The organism is Streptomyces sp. NPDC033136 (genome assembly GCF_055578235.1).
This window is the reverse complement of the sequence record NZ_JBVIPD010000001.1, coordinates 380,307-394,905: the sequence shown is the minus strand read 5'-3', so window position 1 is coordinate 394,905 and position 14,599 is coordinate 380,307. Positions and strand designations below refer to the sequence as shown.

11 protein-coding genes are annotated in these 14,599 nt (G+C 71.5%); 3 read left to right on the top strand and 8 right to left on the bottom strand.

The features are described from left to right. Window positions 1-21 precede the first annotated feature (21 nt). Window positions 22-921 (top strand): D-alanyl-D-alanine carboxypeptidase family protein, encoded by a 900-nt coding sequence (locus tag ACZ5TL_RS01810; protein WP_468586586.1) that lies wholly within the window; start codon window positions 22-24, stop codon window positions 919-921. A gap of 57 nt (window positions 922-978) precedes the next feature. On the opposite strand, the gene ACZ5TL_RS01805 is transcribed toward ACZ5TL_RS01810, so the two are convergent. The 6 genes from ACZ5TL_RS01805 to ACZ5TL_RS01780 form a co-directional block, all read right to left on the bottom strand. Continuing rightward, window positions 979-1,788, bottom strand: a complete 810-nt coding sequence (locus tag ACZ5TL_RS01805) for a twin-arginine translocation signal domain-containing protein (protein ID WP_468586584.1) — start codon at window positions 1,786-1,788, stop codon at window positions 979-981. Between the two features lie 36 nt (window positions 1,789-1,824). Next, complete coding sequence (locus ACZ5TL_RS01800) at window positions 1,825-4,059, bottom strand: glycoside hydrolase domain-containing protein (RefSeq protein WP_468586582.1); 2,235 nt, start codon at window positions 4,057-4,059, stop codon at window positions 1,825-1,827. A gap of 222 nt (window positions 4,060-4,281) precedes the next feature. Then, a complete protein-coding gene (locus ACZ5TL_RS01795) occupies window positions 4,282-5,739 on the bottom strand; it encodes a dihydrolipoamide acetyltransferase family protein (RefSeq protein ID WP_468586580.1) in 1,458 nt (485 codons plus the stop codon). A 10-nt stretch (window positions 5,740-5,749) separates the two neighbouring features. Further along, on the bottom strand, window positions 5,750-6,727 hold the full coding sequence (locus ACZ5TL_RS01790) for an alpha-ketoacid dehydrogenase subunit beta (protein WP_468586578.1): 978 nt from the start codon (window positions 6,725-6,727) through the stop codon (window positions 5,750-5,752). A 1-nt stretch (window position 6,728) separates the two neighbouring features. Further along, complete coding sequence (pdhA, locus tag ACZ5TL_RS01785; RefSeq protein WP_468586576.1) at window positions 6,729-7,931, bottom strand: pyruvate dehydrogenase (acetyl-transferring) E1 component subunit alpha; 1,203 nt, start codon at window positions 7,929-7,931, stop codon at window positions 6,729-6,731. Between the two features lie 450 nt (window positions 7,932-8,381). After that, a complete protein-coding gene (locus ACZ5TL_RS01780; RefSeq protein ID WP_468586574.1) occupies window positions 8,382-9,974 on the bottom strand; it encodes a protein kinase domain-containing protein in 1,593 nt (530 codons plus the stop codon). Window positions 9,975-10,330: 356 nt separating this feature from the next. On the opposite strand from ACZ5TL_RS01780, the gene ACZ5TL_RS01775 reads away from it, so the two are divergent. Further along, window positions 10,331-11,968 carry a Stk1 family PASTA domain-containing Ser/Thr kinase gene (locus ACZ5TL_RS01775; protein ID WP_468586572.1) on the top strand — a complete coding sequence of 546 codons (1,638 nt, stop codon included), beginning with the start codon at window positions 10,331-10,333 and terminating at the stop codon, window positions 11,966-11,968. Window positions 11,969-12,035: 67 nt separating this feature from the next. Here ACZ5TL_RS01775 and ACZ5TL_RS01770 read toward each other — a convergent pair whose 3' ends face one another. Then, window positions 12,036-12,578 (bottom strand): bacterial proteasome activator family protein, encoded by a 543-nt coding sequence (locus ACZ5TL_RS01770; protein ID WP_468586570.1) that lies wholly within the window; start codon window positions 12,576-12,578, stop codon window positions 12,036-12,038. Between the two features lie 291 nt (window positions 12,579-12,869). On the opposite strand from ACZ5TL_RS01770, the gene ACZ5TL_RS01765 reads away from it, so the two are divergent. Next, the gene (locus ACZ5TL_RS01765; RefSeq protein WP_468586568.1) at window positions 12,870-13,535 is read left to right on the top strand and encodes a hypothetical protein; all 666 of its coding nucleotides are present in this window, start codon (window positions 12,870-12,872) and stop codon (window positions 13,533-13,535) included. 62 nt (window positions 13,536-13,597) lie between these two features. Here the strand turns inward: ACZ5TL_RS01765 and ACZ5TL_RS01760 are convergent, their stop codons facing one another. Continuing rightward, the gene (locus ACZ5TL_RS01760; protein ID WP_468586566.1) at window positions 13,598-14,587 is read right to left on the bottom strand and encodes an NAD(P)H-quinone oxidoreductase; all 990 of its coding nucleotides are present in this window, start codon (window positions 14,585-14,587) and stop codon (window positions 13,598-13,600) included. Window positions 14,588-14,599 lie beyond the last annotated feature (12 nt).

Sequence of the window (14,599 nt, the reverse complement as noted above, 5' to 3'; positions counted from 1 at the left end):
GACATAATCGGGGTACTTCACTTGATAACCGGCATTCAGGGCACCCGTCTCCGCAGAGCCGCGGCCGTCGCCGTCACCACCGGCGCCATGCTCGCGACCGGTGCCCTCACCGTCGCGCCGGCGCAGGCCGCCTCGGCGCCCACGATCGCCGCCAAGGGCGGCTACGTGATGAACAGCGCGACCGGCAAGTCGCTCTACACCAAGGCTGCCGACACGCGCCGTTCGACCGGCTCGACCACCAAGATCATGACCGCCCTGGTGGTACTGAAGCAGTCGAACCTCAATCTGAACAGCAAGGTCACGGTCCAGAAGGCGTACAGCGACTACATCGTCGACAACAACTGGGCGTCGAACGCCAAGCTGATCGTCGGCGACAAGGTCACCGTCCGCCAGCTGCTGTACGGGCTGATGCTGCCGTCCGGCTGCGACGCGGCGTACGCCCTCGCCGACAAGTTCGGCTCGGGCTCGACGCGGGCGAAACGCGTGAAGTCGTTCATCGGCAAGATGAACACCACCGCCAAGGACCTGGGTCTGAAGAACACCCACTTCGACTCGTTCGACGGCATCGGCAAGGGCGCCAACTACTCCACGCCGCGCGACCTGACGAAGCTCGCCCGCGCGGCGATGAAGAACTCCACGTTCCGCACGGTCGTCAAGACGAAGAAGTACACGGCGAAGACGACCACCAAGTCCGGCGGCACGCGGACGATGGCACCCTGGCAGAACACCAACCCGCTGCTCGCGAGCTACACCGGCGCGATCGGTGTGAAGACCGGTTCGGGCCCGGAGGCCAAGTACTGCCTGGTCTTCGCCGCGACGCGGAACGGCAAGACGGTCATCGGCACGATCCTCGCCTCGACCAACGCGACCACGCGCAAGTCGGACGCGACGAAGCTGCTCAACTACGGCTTCACCAAGTAGGACAGCGCGCGAAGAGGGGGGCTCACCGCCGATGGCGGTGAGCCCCCCTTCCGCTGGTCAGGCAGCGGTGCGCTGGCGGCGCTCCAGCGCCCTGGCCGCCTTGCGGCGGCCGCCGGACAGCACGTTCACCGGGGCGCCCGCCCCGGCTCCCGGCTCCAGCCGCCACCCGCGGATCCGCGCCGCGGCCTGGGCGAGGCGCCGGTCACCGGGCCGTACGTCGATGGAGAACAGGGACTCGTCCGGCGTACGGTCGTCGCCGCCCCAGCGGACGACGCCGTCGAGCTCGGCGAGGATGTCGCGGATCACGACCTCCTGCTGCGGGAAGAAGCCGCCCCGGGCGCCGCGCGGGTAGAAGCCCGGCCGGATCCGCACCGCGGTGCCGGACGCCAGGTTGGACTCGGGCCTGCCCCGGCCGAGGCCGGACGGGTCGTGCCAGCCGACGACGTCGCCCCGGCGCAGGGTGTCGACCTCGTAGTGGAACCGGCGCAGCAGATGGACGAGGACGGTCTCCACGTCGCCCATGCGCACGGCGACCCCCTTGAGCGGGGTGCCGGGCACGGGGCGGGTGTAGACGGTGCCGCCGTCGTCGGCGACGTTCTCCATCTCCCAGCCGTTGTGGGAGCGCGTACCGGCCAGCACGCGCCGGGCGCGGTCCTGCGCGCTGCGCAGCGCGTCCCGTACGCGGGCCGGTATGGGGTTGTTCGCGTCGGCGTAGGCCTGGGACAGGAAGTGGGAGAGGGGCAGGGCGGCGACTCCCACGGCGCCGCCGACGGCGGCGACACGGCCGAGCAGGGCCCGGCGGGACAGACCGCGGCGGTGCGCGGCACCGGACACGGAGGTTCTGCGGGGAAGGAGGTTGAGCTTCAACGGAGTCTCTTCCTGGAGTTCTCCGCGCACACGCGCTCAGGCGTTGCGGAGGATGCTGTTGTACTTCTCGAAGATCTGGTAGACGGCCAGGCTCTGGTGCGTCTGGGACTCCACGTCGGGGTCCCAGGCCCGGTAGCGGCGCAGGAGCTCGGTGATCTCGAACTCGGCGAGGCCGAGGCGCATGGACCGCGGGGTGGTGACACGGTCGCCGGGCGGCAGTTGGCCGCCGGGCCTGCCCCGGGTGCCCCACAGGTGCATCAGGGCCGCGGTGCGCACGCTGAAGGCGTTGTCCTTGTTCAGCTGCCGCCACACGGCCCAGAGGTCGGCGTCCTTGGCCGGGTCGCGGTGGTCGCCGGTGGCGAAACCCCAGCCGACGCAGTGGTTCCAGGCCTGGATGGCGTCGGCCGCGCTGATCTCGCCGATGCCGGTGTGGGAGTCCCGCACGGAGCCGGAGCCCGTGAGGTGGTGGTCGGCGACCCGCTGGTCGGTGGCCTGGTCGGCGAGGCTGTAGTCGCGCATGGCCCAGTAGACGGCCGTCTGGATCAGCGCCTTGCGCATGGAGTACGTGCGTGACAGCTCGGTGATCAGCTCGTCCTGGCCCTGGATCGCCCCGACGGCCTGGGCGTTGGTGTAGAGCCGCGCGTCGTCGCCGATGCCGCCCAGGTCCGGGCGCCCGATCGACCGCATGTACCGGGCGAGGTCGGCCCGCAGCGCCGGTACCTGGCGGGCGTCGAAGGCGACGTCCGGGACGGGCGGCCGCGGCCGGTCGAAGGAGCCCTGCCCGGTGTCCCGCCCGGAGGTGATGTTCGCGTCGATCTCCAGCTGCCCGTCCCCGGAGCCGAGGGTGCGGATGACGAACTGGTCGTAGGCCCAGTCCTGCGGCAGCGGGTGCCCGGCGTTGCCCTCGAAGCCCGAGGACATGTCGGCCACGAAACTCGCCGTCGAGTAACCGGCCGCCCCGACCCGCGCGCACACGTTCCGGGAGCCGTACACCCCGATCTCGTACGGGTGGCCGGAGTCCGCCATCGCTTCCTTGATCCCCTTGAAGTGGGGCAGGACGTGCGCGGTGATCTCGGCGTCTATCGCGTCGAAGTCGACGGCGAAGAAGATCCGGGTGCCCTTCTTGAAGCCGTGGTCGAGGGCGGCGTTGACCGCCGCGTACCCGGCGGTGCGGCCGGCGACGTAGTCGAAGTCGGCTGCCTCGTTGTTGACGGTCTGGTAGATCGGGAAGCAGCGCAGGCCGTGCTGGGCGATGGTCTGCAACTCGCCCGGTTGGACGGCCTTCTCTGGCAGGGACTTGGCGCTCGGGTTGGTGAGGTAGCGGCCGACGTAGGCGATGCCGGCCGCCTTGAGGGTCGCCGCACGGGCCGGGGTGATCTTCGTGATGGTGTCGCAGGCCCGGGCGGGGCGGGACTGGTCGCCGTGGGACGCCAGGAGGGAGGCGAAGGTGGCGAAGTCGCCGTCACCGGTGACCGGGAGCGCCGCGAAGGTCTGGAAGGCCCGGACGGCCGAGGCGAGGGCGGAGTCGAAGGTGTCGGTGAGGGCGGCGGGCCGCCGGTTGAGCACCATCCCGGCGGAGAACAGCTGCACGTAGGCGCCCTTGTCGCCCTGCTTGACCGGGTGCGACTTCAGGGCCGACTGGGTGCCGGGCCCGAAGTTGCCGTTGGCGGTGCCGTCCGCCATGCCGGCCTCGTACTGCACGCCGAACACCAGCGCCCGGACCGTGTCCCGGGACACGCGCCCGTCGCAGGCGATCGCCAGGAAGTCCTGCCGGCCCAGGCAACGGCCGTTGAGCCACCGCTGGACGTCCCGCACCTGCTCGCTGCCCGAGGGGGCGAGGACGTACGCGTCCATCGTGAGCAGCGCCTTGAACACCTTGGGCGTCAAGCCGGCGCCCGGGAAGGCCCGTTCGACACCCATGTCCGTCTTGAGCCGCGTGACGGCCGCCCGGGTCCGGGCGCCGTAGGTGCCGTCGAGGTCGCCGCCGTCGTAGCCCTTGCAGTACAGGCCGGACTGGATGATGCGGCAGAAGTCGGGTGAGGGGACGGTGTCCGCGTTCAGCTCGGGATACTTCGCGGTCAGCGTGGAGAGCGTGGTGGGGCCGAAGTTGTCGGAGAGCGCCGTGATGCCCAGCTCGTACTGCAGAGCACGGGTCAGGGCGTACAGGGTGGGCCAGTCGGCTTCGCCGGTCTCCTCGACGGTCGTGCCGATACGGCTGCCGTAGACGGAGTTCACGAATCTCTGGGCCTTGAGCACCATAGGGTCGCGCATGGGGGGTTTGACTCTCTGTCAAGGACCGGGTTTCCCCCCTGGACACCGGGCCAGGTCCATCTTCTGGTGAGAGTGATCGTATGTCCGGCCAAACCGCTTACTGGTGGGGTACTTGGGCGGATCCGAGGAGCTTCCTGTGTGCATCGGCCCCCTCCCGTCAACCTCGCGGACACACGCCTGCGGCCCCCCGCCCGGCTGGGGCAGGGGGCCGCACCGGCGGGCTCACGCCCAGGTGATCAGGCGCTTCGGCTGCTCCAGGATCGCGGCCACGTCGGCCAGGACCTTCGAGCCCAGCTCGCCGTCGACCAGGCGGTGGTCGAAGGAGAGGGCCAGGGTGGTGACCTGGCGGGGCTTGACCTTGCCCTTGTGGACCCACGGCTGGAGCTTGATCGCGCCGACCGCGAGGATCGCCGACTCGCCCGGGTTGAGGAGCGGCGTGCCCGTGTCGACGCCGAAGACGCCGACGTTGGTGATCGTCACCGTGCCGCCCTGCATGGCCGCCGGGGACGTCTTGCCGTCCCTGGCCGTCGACACCAGCTCACCCAGCGACTCGGCCAGCTGCGGCAGGGTCTTGGCGTGCGCGTCCTTGATGTTCGGCACGAGCAGGCCGCGCGGGGTGGCGGCCGCGATGCCCAGGTTCACGTAGTGCTTGATCACGATCTCCTGGGCGGCCTCGTCCCAGGAGGCGTTGATCTCCGGGTGGCGCCGGATCGCGACGAGCAGGGCCTTGGCGATCAGCAGGAGGGGATTCACGCGCAGGCCCGCGAACTCCTTGTCCTCCTTCAGCTCCTCGACCAGCTTCATCGTGCGCGTCACGTCGACCGTCACGAACTCCGTGACGTGCGGCGCCGTGAACGCCGAGCCGACCATCGCCGCCGCCGTCGCCTTGCGGACCCCCTTGACCGGGACGCGGGTCTCACGGGCGGTGTCGTAGGAGGCCGGGGCCGAGGCGGAGACCGAGGCGGGTGCCGCCGGCTCGGCCGCCGGGGACGTGGCGGCGGCCACCGCCGCGTGCACGTCCTCGCGCGTGATGATGCCGTCCGGGCCGGTCGGAGTGACCGTCGTCAGGTCGACTCCCAGGTCCTTGGCGAGCTTGCGGACCGGGGGCTTGGCCAGCGGACGGTCCGCGCCCGCCGGGGCCGGGACGGTCGCGGCGGGCGCCGGGGCCGCCGGCGTGTGGCCGTTCAGCTCCGCCTGGATCGCCGGCGAGGCCTGCTGGACCGGGACCTCCGGGCCCTTGCGGGGGCGACGGCGGGTGGACGACGTCGCCACCCCGTAGCCCACCAGGACCGGCTGGCGGCCCGAGCCCGCGGCCTTGGGCTCCTCGGCGGGCTTCGCCGCGGTGGGCTGAGCGGTCGCGGACTGAGCGGTCGCGGTCTGCTCGGCGGCGGGCTGTTCGGCGGCGGGCGCGGGGGCGCCGCCGCTCACGTCCACCGCGATGATCGCCGTGCCCACGTCGACCGTGGTGCCCTCGGGGAAGTGCAGGTCCCGGACCACGCCGTCGTACGGGATGGGCAGCTCGACGGCCGCCTTCGCCGTCTCGACCTCGCACACCACCTGGCCGTCGGTGACCGTGTCACCGGGCTGGACGTACCACTTGAGGATCTCGGCCTCGGTGAGTCCCTCGCCCACGTCGGGCATCTTGAACTCGCGTACGGACGCTTCCGTCATCGTCGTCACGACCCTCTCCTCAGTACGCCAGCGAGCGGTCGACGGCATCCAGCACCCGGTCCAGGTTCGGCAGGTACTCCTCCTCCAGACGGGCCGGCGGGTACGGCGCGTGGTAGCCGCCGACCCGGAGCACCGGGGCCTCCAGGTGGTAGAAGCAGCGCTCCGTGATCCGCGCGGCGATCTCCGCGCCCGAGCCGAAGAACACCGGCGCCTCGTGGACGACGACCAGGTGGCGCGTCTTCTCCACCGACGCCTGGATCGAGTCGAAGTCGACCGGGGAGACCGAGCGCAGGTCCAGGACCTCCAGGTTCCTGCCCTCCTCGGCGGCCGCGTCGGCGGCCTCCTGGCAGAGCTTCACCATCGGGCCGTAGGCGGCGAGGGTCAGGTCGGTGCCCGCGCGGACCACCTGGGCCTTGTGCAGCGGGCCCGGGATCGCCTCCGTGTTGACCTCGCCCTTGTCCCAGTAGCGGCGCTTGGGCTCGAAGAAGATCACCGGGTCGTCGCTCTGGATGGCCTGCTGCATCATCCAGTACGCGTCCGACGCGTTCGACGGGCTGACCACCTTCAGGCCCGCCACGTGCGCGAAGAGCGCCTCCGGGGACTCCGAGTGGTGCTCCACCGCGCCGATGCCGCCGCCGTAGGGGATGCGCACGACGACCGGCATCTTGACCTTGCCCAGCGAGCGGGCGTGCATCTTCGCGAGCTGCGTGACGATCTGGTCGTACGCCGGGAAGACGAAGCCGTCGAACTGGATCTCCACGACCGGGCGGTAGCCGCGCAGGGCCAGGCCGATCGCGGTGCCCACGATGCCCGATTCGGCGAGCGGGGTGTCGATGACGCGGCTCTCGCCGAAGTCCTTCTGCAGGCCGTCCGTCACCCGGAACACGCCGCCGAGCTTGCCGACGTCCTCGCCCATGATCAGGACCTTGGGGTCGGACTCCAGGGCGCGGCGCAGCGACTCGTTGATCGCCTTGGCCAGAGCCATCTTGTCGGCCATCTCAGTTACCCCCCTCGTCGGCGAACGACGCCTGGTACGCGGCGAACTGGGCGCGCTCCTCGTCGACGAGCGCGTGGCCGTCCGCGTAGACGTTCTCGAAGATGGCGAAGTGGTCCGGGTCCGGCATGGCTCGGACCGCCTCGCGCACTCGCCTGCCCAACGCCTCGGACTCGGTCTCCAGTTCCGCGAAGAATCCCTCGTCCGCGTGGTTCGAGGCCTCCAGGTAGCGGCGCAGGCGCAGGATCGGGTCCTTGGCCTCCCAGGCCTGGCGCTCCTCGTCACCCCGGTAGCGGCTGGGGTCGTCGGAGGTGGTGTGGGCGCCCATGCGGTACGTGAACGCCTCGACGAGGGTCGGGCCCTCGCCGCCGCGGGCCCGCTCCAGGGCCCACCGGGTGACCGCGAGGCAGCCGAGCACGTCGTTGCCGTCGACCCGGACGCCCGGGAAGCCGAAGCCCTGCGCGCGCTGGTAGATCGGGACGCGGGACTGCTTCTCGGTCGGCTCGGAGATGGCCCACTGGTTGTTCTGGCAGAAGAACACGACCGGGGCGTTGTAGACCGCGGAGAAGGTGAACGATTCGGCCACGTCGCCCTGGCTGGAGGCGCCGTCGCCGAAGTAGGCGATCACCGCGCCGTCCGTGCCGTCCTTGGCGACGCCCATGGCGTAGCCGGTGGCGTGCAGCGTCTGGGAGCCGATGACGATCGTGTAGAGGTGGAAGTTGTTGCCGTTGGGGTCCCAGCCTCCGTTGTTCACGCCGCGGAACATGCCGAGCAGGTTGGTCGGGTCCACCCCGCGGCACCACGCGACGCCGTGCTCGCGATAGGTGGGGAAGACGTAGTCGTCGTCGCGCAGGGCCCGTCCGGAGCCGATCTGCGCGGCCTCCTGGCCGAGCAGCGAGGCCCACAGGCCCAGCTCGCCCTGACGCTGCAGGGCGGTGGCCTCGGCGTCGAAGCGGCGGGTGAGCACCATGTCGCGGTACAGGCCGCGGAGCTCGTCCGGGGTGACACCGGCGACGTACTTGTCGAACTCGGCGTTCTTGACGCGCTTGCCCTCGGGCGTCAGCAGCTGCACGAGCTGGGGCTCGGTGCCCTTCGCGCCGGCGTCCTTCTTGGCGGTGGTGCGGGTGGTGCGCTTGGTGCCGGTGGTGCCGGCCTTGCTTCCGGCGCTGCGTCGCGGTGTGCGCGCGGCAGTGCTCTCCACGGTCACGTGTGCTCCTCCGTCGGTCCGGGCCACGGGGTTGCCGGTAGGCCTGGGGGTCCCCCCTGCTCTTTTGAGCTTGGGGGAGCGGCTCACCTGTTCTCGACCACCGGGGCACGGGGTGGGTGCCACTCGGCCGGGAACAGGTGTGACAGGTGCCCCGGCGAGCGCCCTGCAACAGGCACGTTACCCAGTGCTCCACATTTCTGTGAAACCCCACCTGACCTGCGATTTTGCTTGGATATCCAAGTAAATCGGGAAGGCGCGGAAGGGGCCCTGGTCACAGCCTTGCAGGAGGCCGGAGCTACCGCACGTTAACCCGGTGACCCAGGTCACGGGAAGAGTCCACTTTCCGGCGCGGCGAAACGCCACGCGCGCGTGGGTCCCGTTTCCGGGTCCCACGCGCGCGTGGATCATCGGTTTCTCGTGCCGGCCGTCCGGCCCGGGGGCCGGGCTTTCTCAGCTGCCGCCTTCGCCACCCGCGCCGCCGACGACACCGGTCGCGCCGCCCGCGTCGGCGCCGCCCGTGTCGTCCGGCGGCGTCTCCGGGTCACTGGGCGCCTCGTCGGTCGGCTCGCCGCTCGGTTCCGCGGAGGTCGGCTGGTCCGACGGCTCGCCGGTGGGCGACTGGGGAGCGCTCTGCGACGGCGTGTAGGACGGCGTGGACGACGGCACCCAGTTGCCGTTGCCGTTGCCCGTGCCGGTCCCGTCGTCCGTGGACGTGTCGGTCGGCTCGTCGCTCGGCTCGTCGCTCGGCGTCTCGCTGGGCGTCTTCTCCTCGGCCGTCTGCGAGGAGGTCGGCGACTGCTTCTTGCTCGGGTCGTCCGTGTCACCGCCGCCGTTCTGCAGCGCCAGGGCGACGCCCGCGGCGATCGCGATCACCGCGAGCACGGCGAGGATCCACAGCTTGCCGCGGCCGCTGCCCCGGTTGCCCTGACCCTCGAAGCCCCCGTCGTCCCCGTTGCCGTAACCGGCGGGCAGGATCGGCGAGGGGATCTGCGTGGTGCCGGAGACGTCCCCGGGGTGACCCATCACGGCGGTCTGGGCGAAGCCGCCCGACGGGGTGTGCCGGCCCTCGTGCATGCCGACCGGACCGGTGTTCCAGGTGCCGGTGTGGCCGCCCTGGTCGTAGAGCATCTGGAGCCCGTACTGGACCAGCCCGCGCATCTCCTCGGCCGTCTGGAAGCGGTCGTCGGGCTCCTTGGCGAGGGAGCGCATGACCAGGCCGTCCAGCTCCGGCGGGCAGGCGTCGGAGGCCTCGGACGGCGGGGTCGGGATGTCCTGGACGTGCTGGTAGACCACCGACAGCGGGGTCTCGCCGGTGAACGGCGGGCGCAGCGCGAGGAGTTCGTACAGCAGGCAGCCCGTCGCGTACAGGTCGGAGCGGTGGTCGACGGCCTTGCCGAGCGCCTGCTCGGGCGAGAGGTACTGCGGGGTGCCCATGACCATGCCGGTCTGCGTCATCGTCGTGGACGCGCCGTGCAGGGCGCGGGCGATGCCGAAGTCCATCACCTTCACGGCGCCGTTGTGCGTGATGATGACGTTGGCGGGCTTGATGTCGCGGTGCACGATGCCGTGCTGGTGCGAGTAGGCGAGCGCCTCCAGGACACCGGAGACGATGATCAGCGCCTGCTCGGGGCCGGGCGCCTCGGCGTTCAGCAGCAGGTCGCGGATGGTGCGGCCCTCGACCAGCTCCATCACGATGTACGGCACGGACTGGCCGCCGACGAAGTCCTCGCCGGAGTCGTACACGGCGACGATCGCGTGGTGGTTGAGGCCCGCGACCGACTGGGCCTCGCGAGTGAAACGCGCCTTGGACACCGGGTCCTCGGCGAGGTCGGAGCGGAGCAGCTTGACGGCTACGGTGCGCCCGAGGCGGACGTCCTCGGCTGCGAACACCTCGGCCATGCCGCCCCGGCCGAGTCTGTGGGTCAGCCGGTACCGGCCGTCCCCGACCAACCCGCCGTTACCCCAGTTGTCCGGCGCGTCCGACATGCCGCCGCCAGTCGCCTCGGGGTCGGACGGGCCCTGAGCGCGCTGCTGCTGTGCCATCAGTCCTCGCCGTCGTTTCTGCCCGCGGTGCGCGCGGTGTTGTTACGGTCTCCGTCGGCCACGCTACAGCCTCCGCGCAAGCCTCCGGTCCGAGACGGTTGCCAGGACCGGCACGAGACGGACCGGCCATGAAACCTTCACGCCGTACCGTCGTGCAAATTCTGTGTGCCGGCCGTACGCCCGCTGTAACGCTTCCGCGACGCTTCTTTCGCGTACGGTCACGGAACGGGCACCGAGCTTGACGTGTCAGTGCCCTGGGGCAGACTTGGCCGGGAATAGCGGTTGGATCAACGACGGATCACCGGCGGATCAGCGGCAGTCGGCGGCGCCTGCAGGGGCTACGGGGGACGGGGAACATGAGCCAGGACGGCGCACAGGGCCAGTACACGGGGCGGGCGCTCGCCAGTGGCCGCTATCAGCTGCGGGACCTGCTCGGCCAGGGCGGCATGGCCTCGGTGCACCTCGCCTACGACAGCGTGCTCGACCGGCAGGTCGCGATCAAGACACTCCACACCGAACTCGGGCGCGAACAGGCCTTCCGCGAGAGGTTCCGCCGCGAGGCCCAGGCCGTGGCCAAGCTCACGCACACCAACATCGTCTCGGTCTTCGACACCGGCGAGGACACCCTCGACGGCATGACGACGCCGTACATCGTCATGGAGTACGTCGAGGGCCGCCCGCTCGGCTCGGTGCTCGACGAGGACGTGCGGCAGCAGGGCGCGATGCCCGCCGACAAGGCGCTGAAGATCACCGGGGACGTGCTGGCCGCGCTGGAGATCAGCCACGAGATGGGCCTGGTCCACCGCGACATCAAGCCGGGCAACGTGATGATGACCAAGCGCGGCGTGGTCAAGGTCATGGACTTCGGCATCGCCCGCGCCATGCAGTCCGGTGTGACGTCGATGACGCAGACCGGCATGGTGGTCGGCACCCCGCAGTACCTCTCGCCGGAACAGGCCCTCGGCCGCGGGGTGGACGCCCGCTCCGACCTGTACTCGGTCGGCATCATGCTGTTCCAACTGGTCACCGGGCGCCTGCCGTTCGACGCGGACTCGCCGCTGGCCATCGCGTACGCGCATGTGCAGGAGGAGCCGCCGGTTCCGTCCTCGGTCAACCGCGCGCTGCCCCCGGCCGTGGACGCGCTGATCGCCCGCGCGCTGAAGAAGAACCCGAACGAGCGCTTTCCGAGCGCCGAGGCCATGCGCGACGAGTGCCTGCGGGTGGCGGCCTCCTTCCAGGCCGCGGCGCCGAACATCGTCCCGGGCACCCAGGCGCCGAGCGGCGCGGGCGTCGGCTCCGCCGTGTTCCCGCCGGTCGGCCAGGCGGCTCCGGCGTCCTCGGGCCAGGTCCAGACGCCGTACCAGCCGGCCCCGCCCCCGAACCCGTACGGCACTCCGGCGCCGCCCTCGTCCTACGGCTATCCGCAGCAGGGCGGCTACCAGACGCCGTCGCCGGCCGCGTACGCGCAGCAGCCCGGCCCGTCGACGCCGCCGCCGTACCACCTCACCCCGCAGACCGCGCCCTCCTCCCCGGGCGGCGGCAAGAGCAACAAGCCGGTGATCATCGGCTCGGTCGTCGTGTCGGTCGTCGCCGTCGGCGGACTGGTCGCGGCGCTGCTGGTGAACGGCGGCGGCGAGGACGACAAGGGCGGCGGCGGCAGCAGCGCGAGCGCGTCGGCCTCGGCGGAGAAGAAGCCCGGGTACCGCGGGCCGGACACGACGAGGACGATCGACACCGAGGAGTGCACCGAGCCTCAGGAGTCGTACAACGACCCCGACAAGATCGAGATCCCGAACTTCAAGTTCAAGAACATCCAGTCGGTCAAGGCCTGCGCCCAGGCGGCCGGCTGGCAGATCAACGCCAAGAACGTGGACGAGAACACCTACGGCGAGGGCACGGTCATGAACCAGTTCCCGTCCAAGGGCACCGACGTCGACCCGAAGGACATGCCGACGATCGAGCTCAACGTCTCGACGGGCAACCCGCCGGGCTGACCTGCTCGGACGAGAGGCCCGGCGGCCGAAGCTGCCGGGCCCCTCGTATGCCGGGGAAGCGGAGGCGTTACAGGTACGGACCGCCCGACCGGCCGCCCGGGTGCTGCTCGTCGAGGCCGTCCTGGCCGACGCCCGGCGGCAGGGCCCGGCGCATCTGCTCCAGCTGGGCGCGGGCCGCCATCTGCTGGGCGAACAGCGTCGTCTGGATCCCGTGGAACAGCCCTTCCAGCCAGCCGACCAGCTGGGCCTGCGCGATGCGCAGCTCCGCGTCGCTCGGGGTCGTCTCGTCCGTGAACGGCAGGGAGAGCCGCTCCAGCTCCTCGACCAGCTCGGGCGCCAGACCGTCCTCCAGCTCCTTCACCGAGCTGGCGTGGATCTCCTTGAGCCGGACCCGGCTGGCCTCGTCCAGGGGAGCCACGCGCACCTCTTCGAGAAGCTGCTTGATCATGCTGCCGATGCGCATGACCTTCGCGGGCTGCTCCACCTGTTCGGTGATCGGGGTCTCGCGGGAGTCCTCGTCTCCGCCGCCGCCGCTGAGCGCCATGCCGTCCTGGCCAACGACCAGGATCTGCGGGTTCTCCGGCGACCTTTCGTTCCTCGGCATCTCCATGCCGCCATTCTCTCGCACGCCTGCGTCTCACTTCCGTGGTGCCCCCGCGGGACGCTGATCCACCGTGCTGGAGGAGACGTGTCGCTCAGGCTCCTGGTTGCTCCGGCGCGGGCGGTTCCCCCTCGCGGGTGAGACGGAGCAGCCGGCCCTCGCGGTGATCCAGCCGGCGATTTCCGCCCGTCGGCCGAACCCGGAGTGCCGGACGCGTGAGGCGGTGTGAGGCTGAGGGCCTCGATATGACCGAACGTGCCGTTTCTGCCCTACCGGGCACGGCGGGAGGGGGTCACCCACGTGACTCCATGGCAACGCGCACTGCGGGCGACGGGACTGGTGGCCGCCCTGGGGGCGGGTGCGGTCGTCGCACCGTACGGGGCTGCTCCGTCCTACGGTGCGTCCTACGGTGCCGTCCACGCGTCCGACGAGGAGACGGGGTCCGGCGCCATCGCCGCCCCGTCGCCCCTGTCGGTCCCCTCGCCCCTGGCCGCTCCTACGCCCCCGGCCGTCCCCTCGGCCCTGGCTGCTCCCTCAGCCCTGGCCGTCCGGTCGCCCCTGGCCGCCCCTTCGGCCTGGGCCGTGCCCTCGGCCCTGGCCGCCCCGTCCACGGCCGGTGAGCCGTCGCCGGCCGGAAGCAGGGCCGGGAAGCCGTCGCCGGCCGGAAGCAGGGCCGGGGAGCCGTCGCGGGCCGGGAGCAGGGCCGGGGAGGGGCGGGCACGGCCGGGCCGCCCGGTGGACGCCGGGGAGTGGCCGGGGGTCACCGACGCCACGTCGGCCCCCGAGGCACTCCTGGAGCCCGTCCCGGAGCCCCCCGCGCCGACGGACCAGCCGGTACGCCAGGCCGCGACCACGGAACGCCCCGCCGGCCCGGTCCTGCGCATCCTGCCCCTGGGCAGCGGGCTGGTGCTGATCGGCCTGGGGCTGGGCCTGGCGTTCGTGGGGCTGCGGCTGCGGCGGGCGTAGGACCGGTTTCCGCAGGCCGCGGCAGGGCCGGCCGCAGGGCCGCGACGGGCTCGTTCCCGGGGTCAGGCGCCCCGCGGTGCGATCAGCAGCACCTTGCCGACGTGGCCGCTCTCCTCCACCACCCGGTGTGCGGCTGCGGCGTCCGGCATCGGGATCTCGCGGTCGACGACCGGGCGCAGGTGGCCGCCGCCGAACAGGGGCCAGACGTGTTCGCGTACGGCCGCGACGATGGCCGCCTTCTCCTCCAGCGGGCGGGCGCGCAGGGACGTCGCGCTGAGGGCGGCGCGCTTGGCGAGCAGGGCACCGATGTTCAGCTCGCCCTTGACCCCGCCCTGCATGCCGATGATCGCGAGGCGGCCGTTGACCGCGAGGGCCCTGACGTTGCGCTCCAGGTACTTCGCGCCCATGTTGTCGAGGATGACGTCGGCCCCCGCGCCGTCCGTCGCCTTCCTGACCTCCTCGACGAAGTCCTGCTCGCGGTAGTTCACCAGGATGTCCGCGCCCAGCTCGGCACACCGGTCCAGCTTCTCCGTGGTGCCGGCCGTGACGGCCACCCGTGCGCCGACGGCCTTGGCCAGCTGGATGGCCATCGTGCCGATGCCGCTGGAGCCGCCGTGCACGAGCAGCGTCTCGCCGGGACGCAGGTGGGCGATCATGAAGACGTTCGACCAGACCGTGCAGGCCACCTCGGGCAGCGCCGCGGCCTGCTTCAGGTCCACGCCGTCGGGCACCGGCAGCAGCTGCCCCGCCGGGGCGACCACCTTCTCGGCGTAACCGCCGCCGGACAGCAGCGCGCACACCTCGTCGCCGACGTTCCAGCCGGAGACGCCCGTGCCGGTCCCGGCGATCCGCCCGGAGCACTCCAGGCCGGGGTACGGGGACGTACCGGGCGGCGGATCGTAGAAGCCCTGCCGCTGCAGGATGTCGGCCCGGTTGACGGCCCCGGCCGTCACCTCGACCAGTACCTCGCCCTCGCCGGGCACGGGATCCGGGACCTCGTCCCAGACCAGCGCCTCGGGCCCACCAGGTTCGGGAATCGTGATCGCATACATGCAAGGGACCGT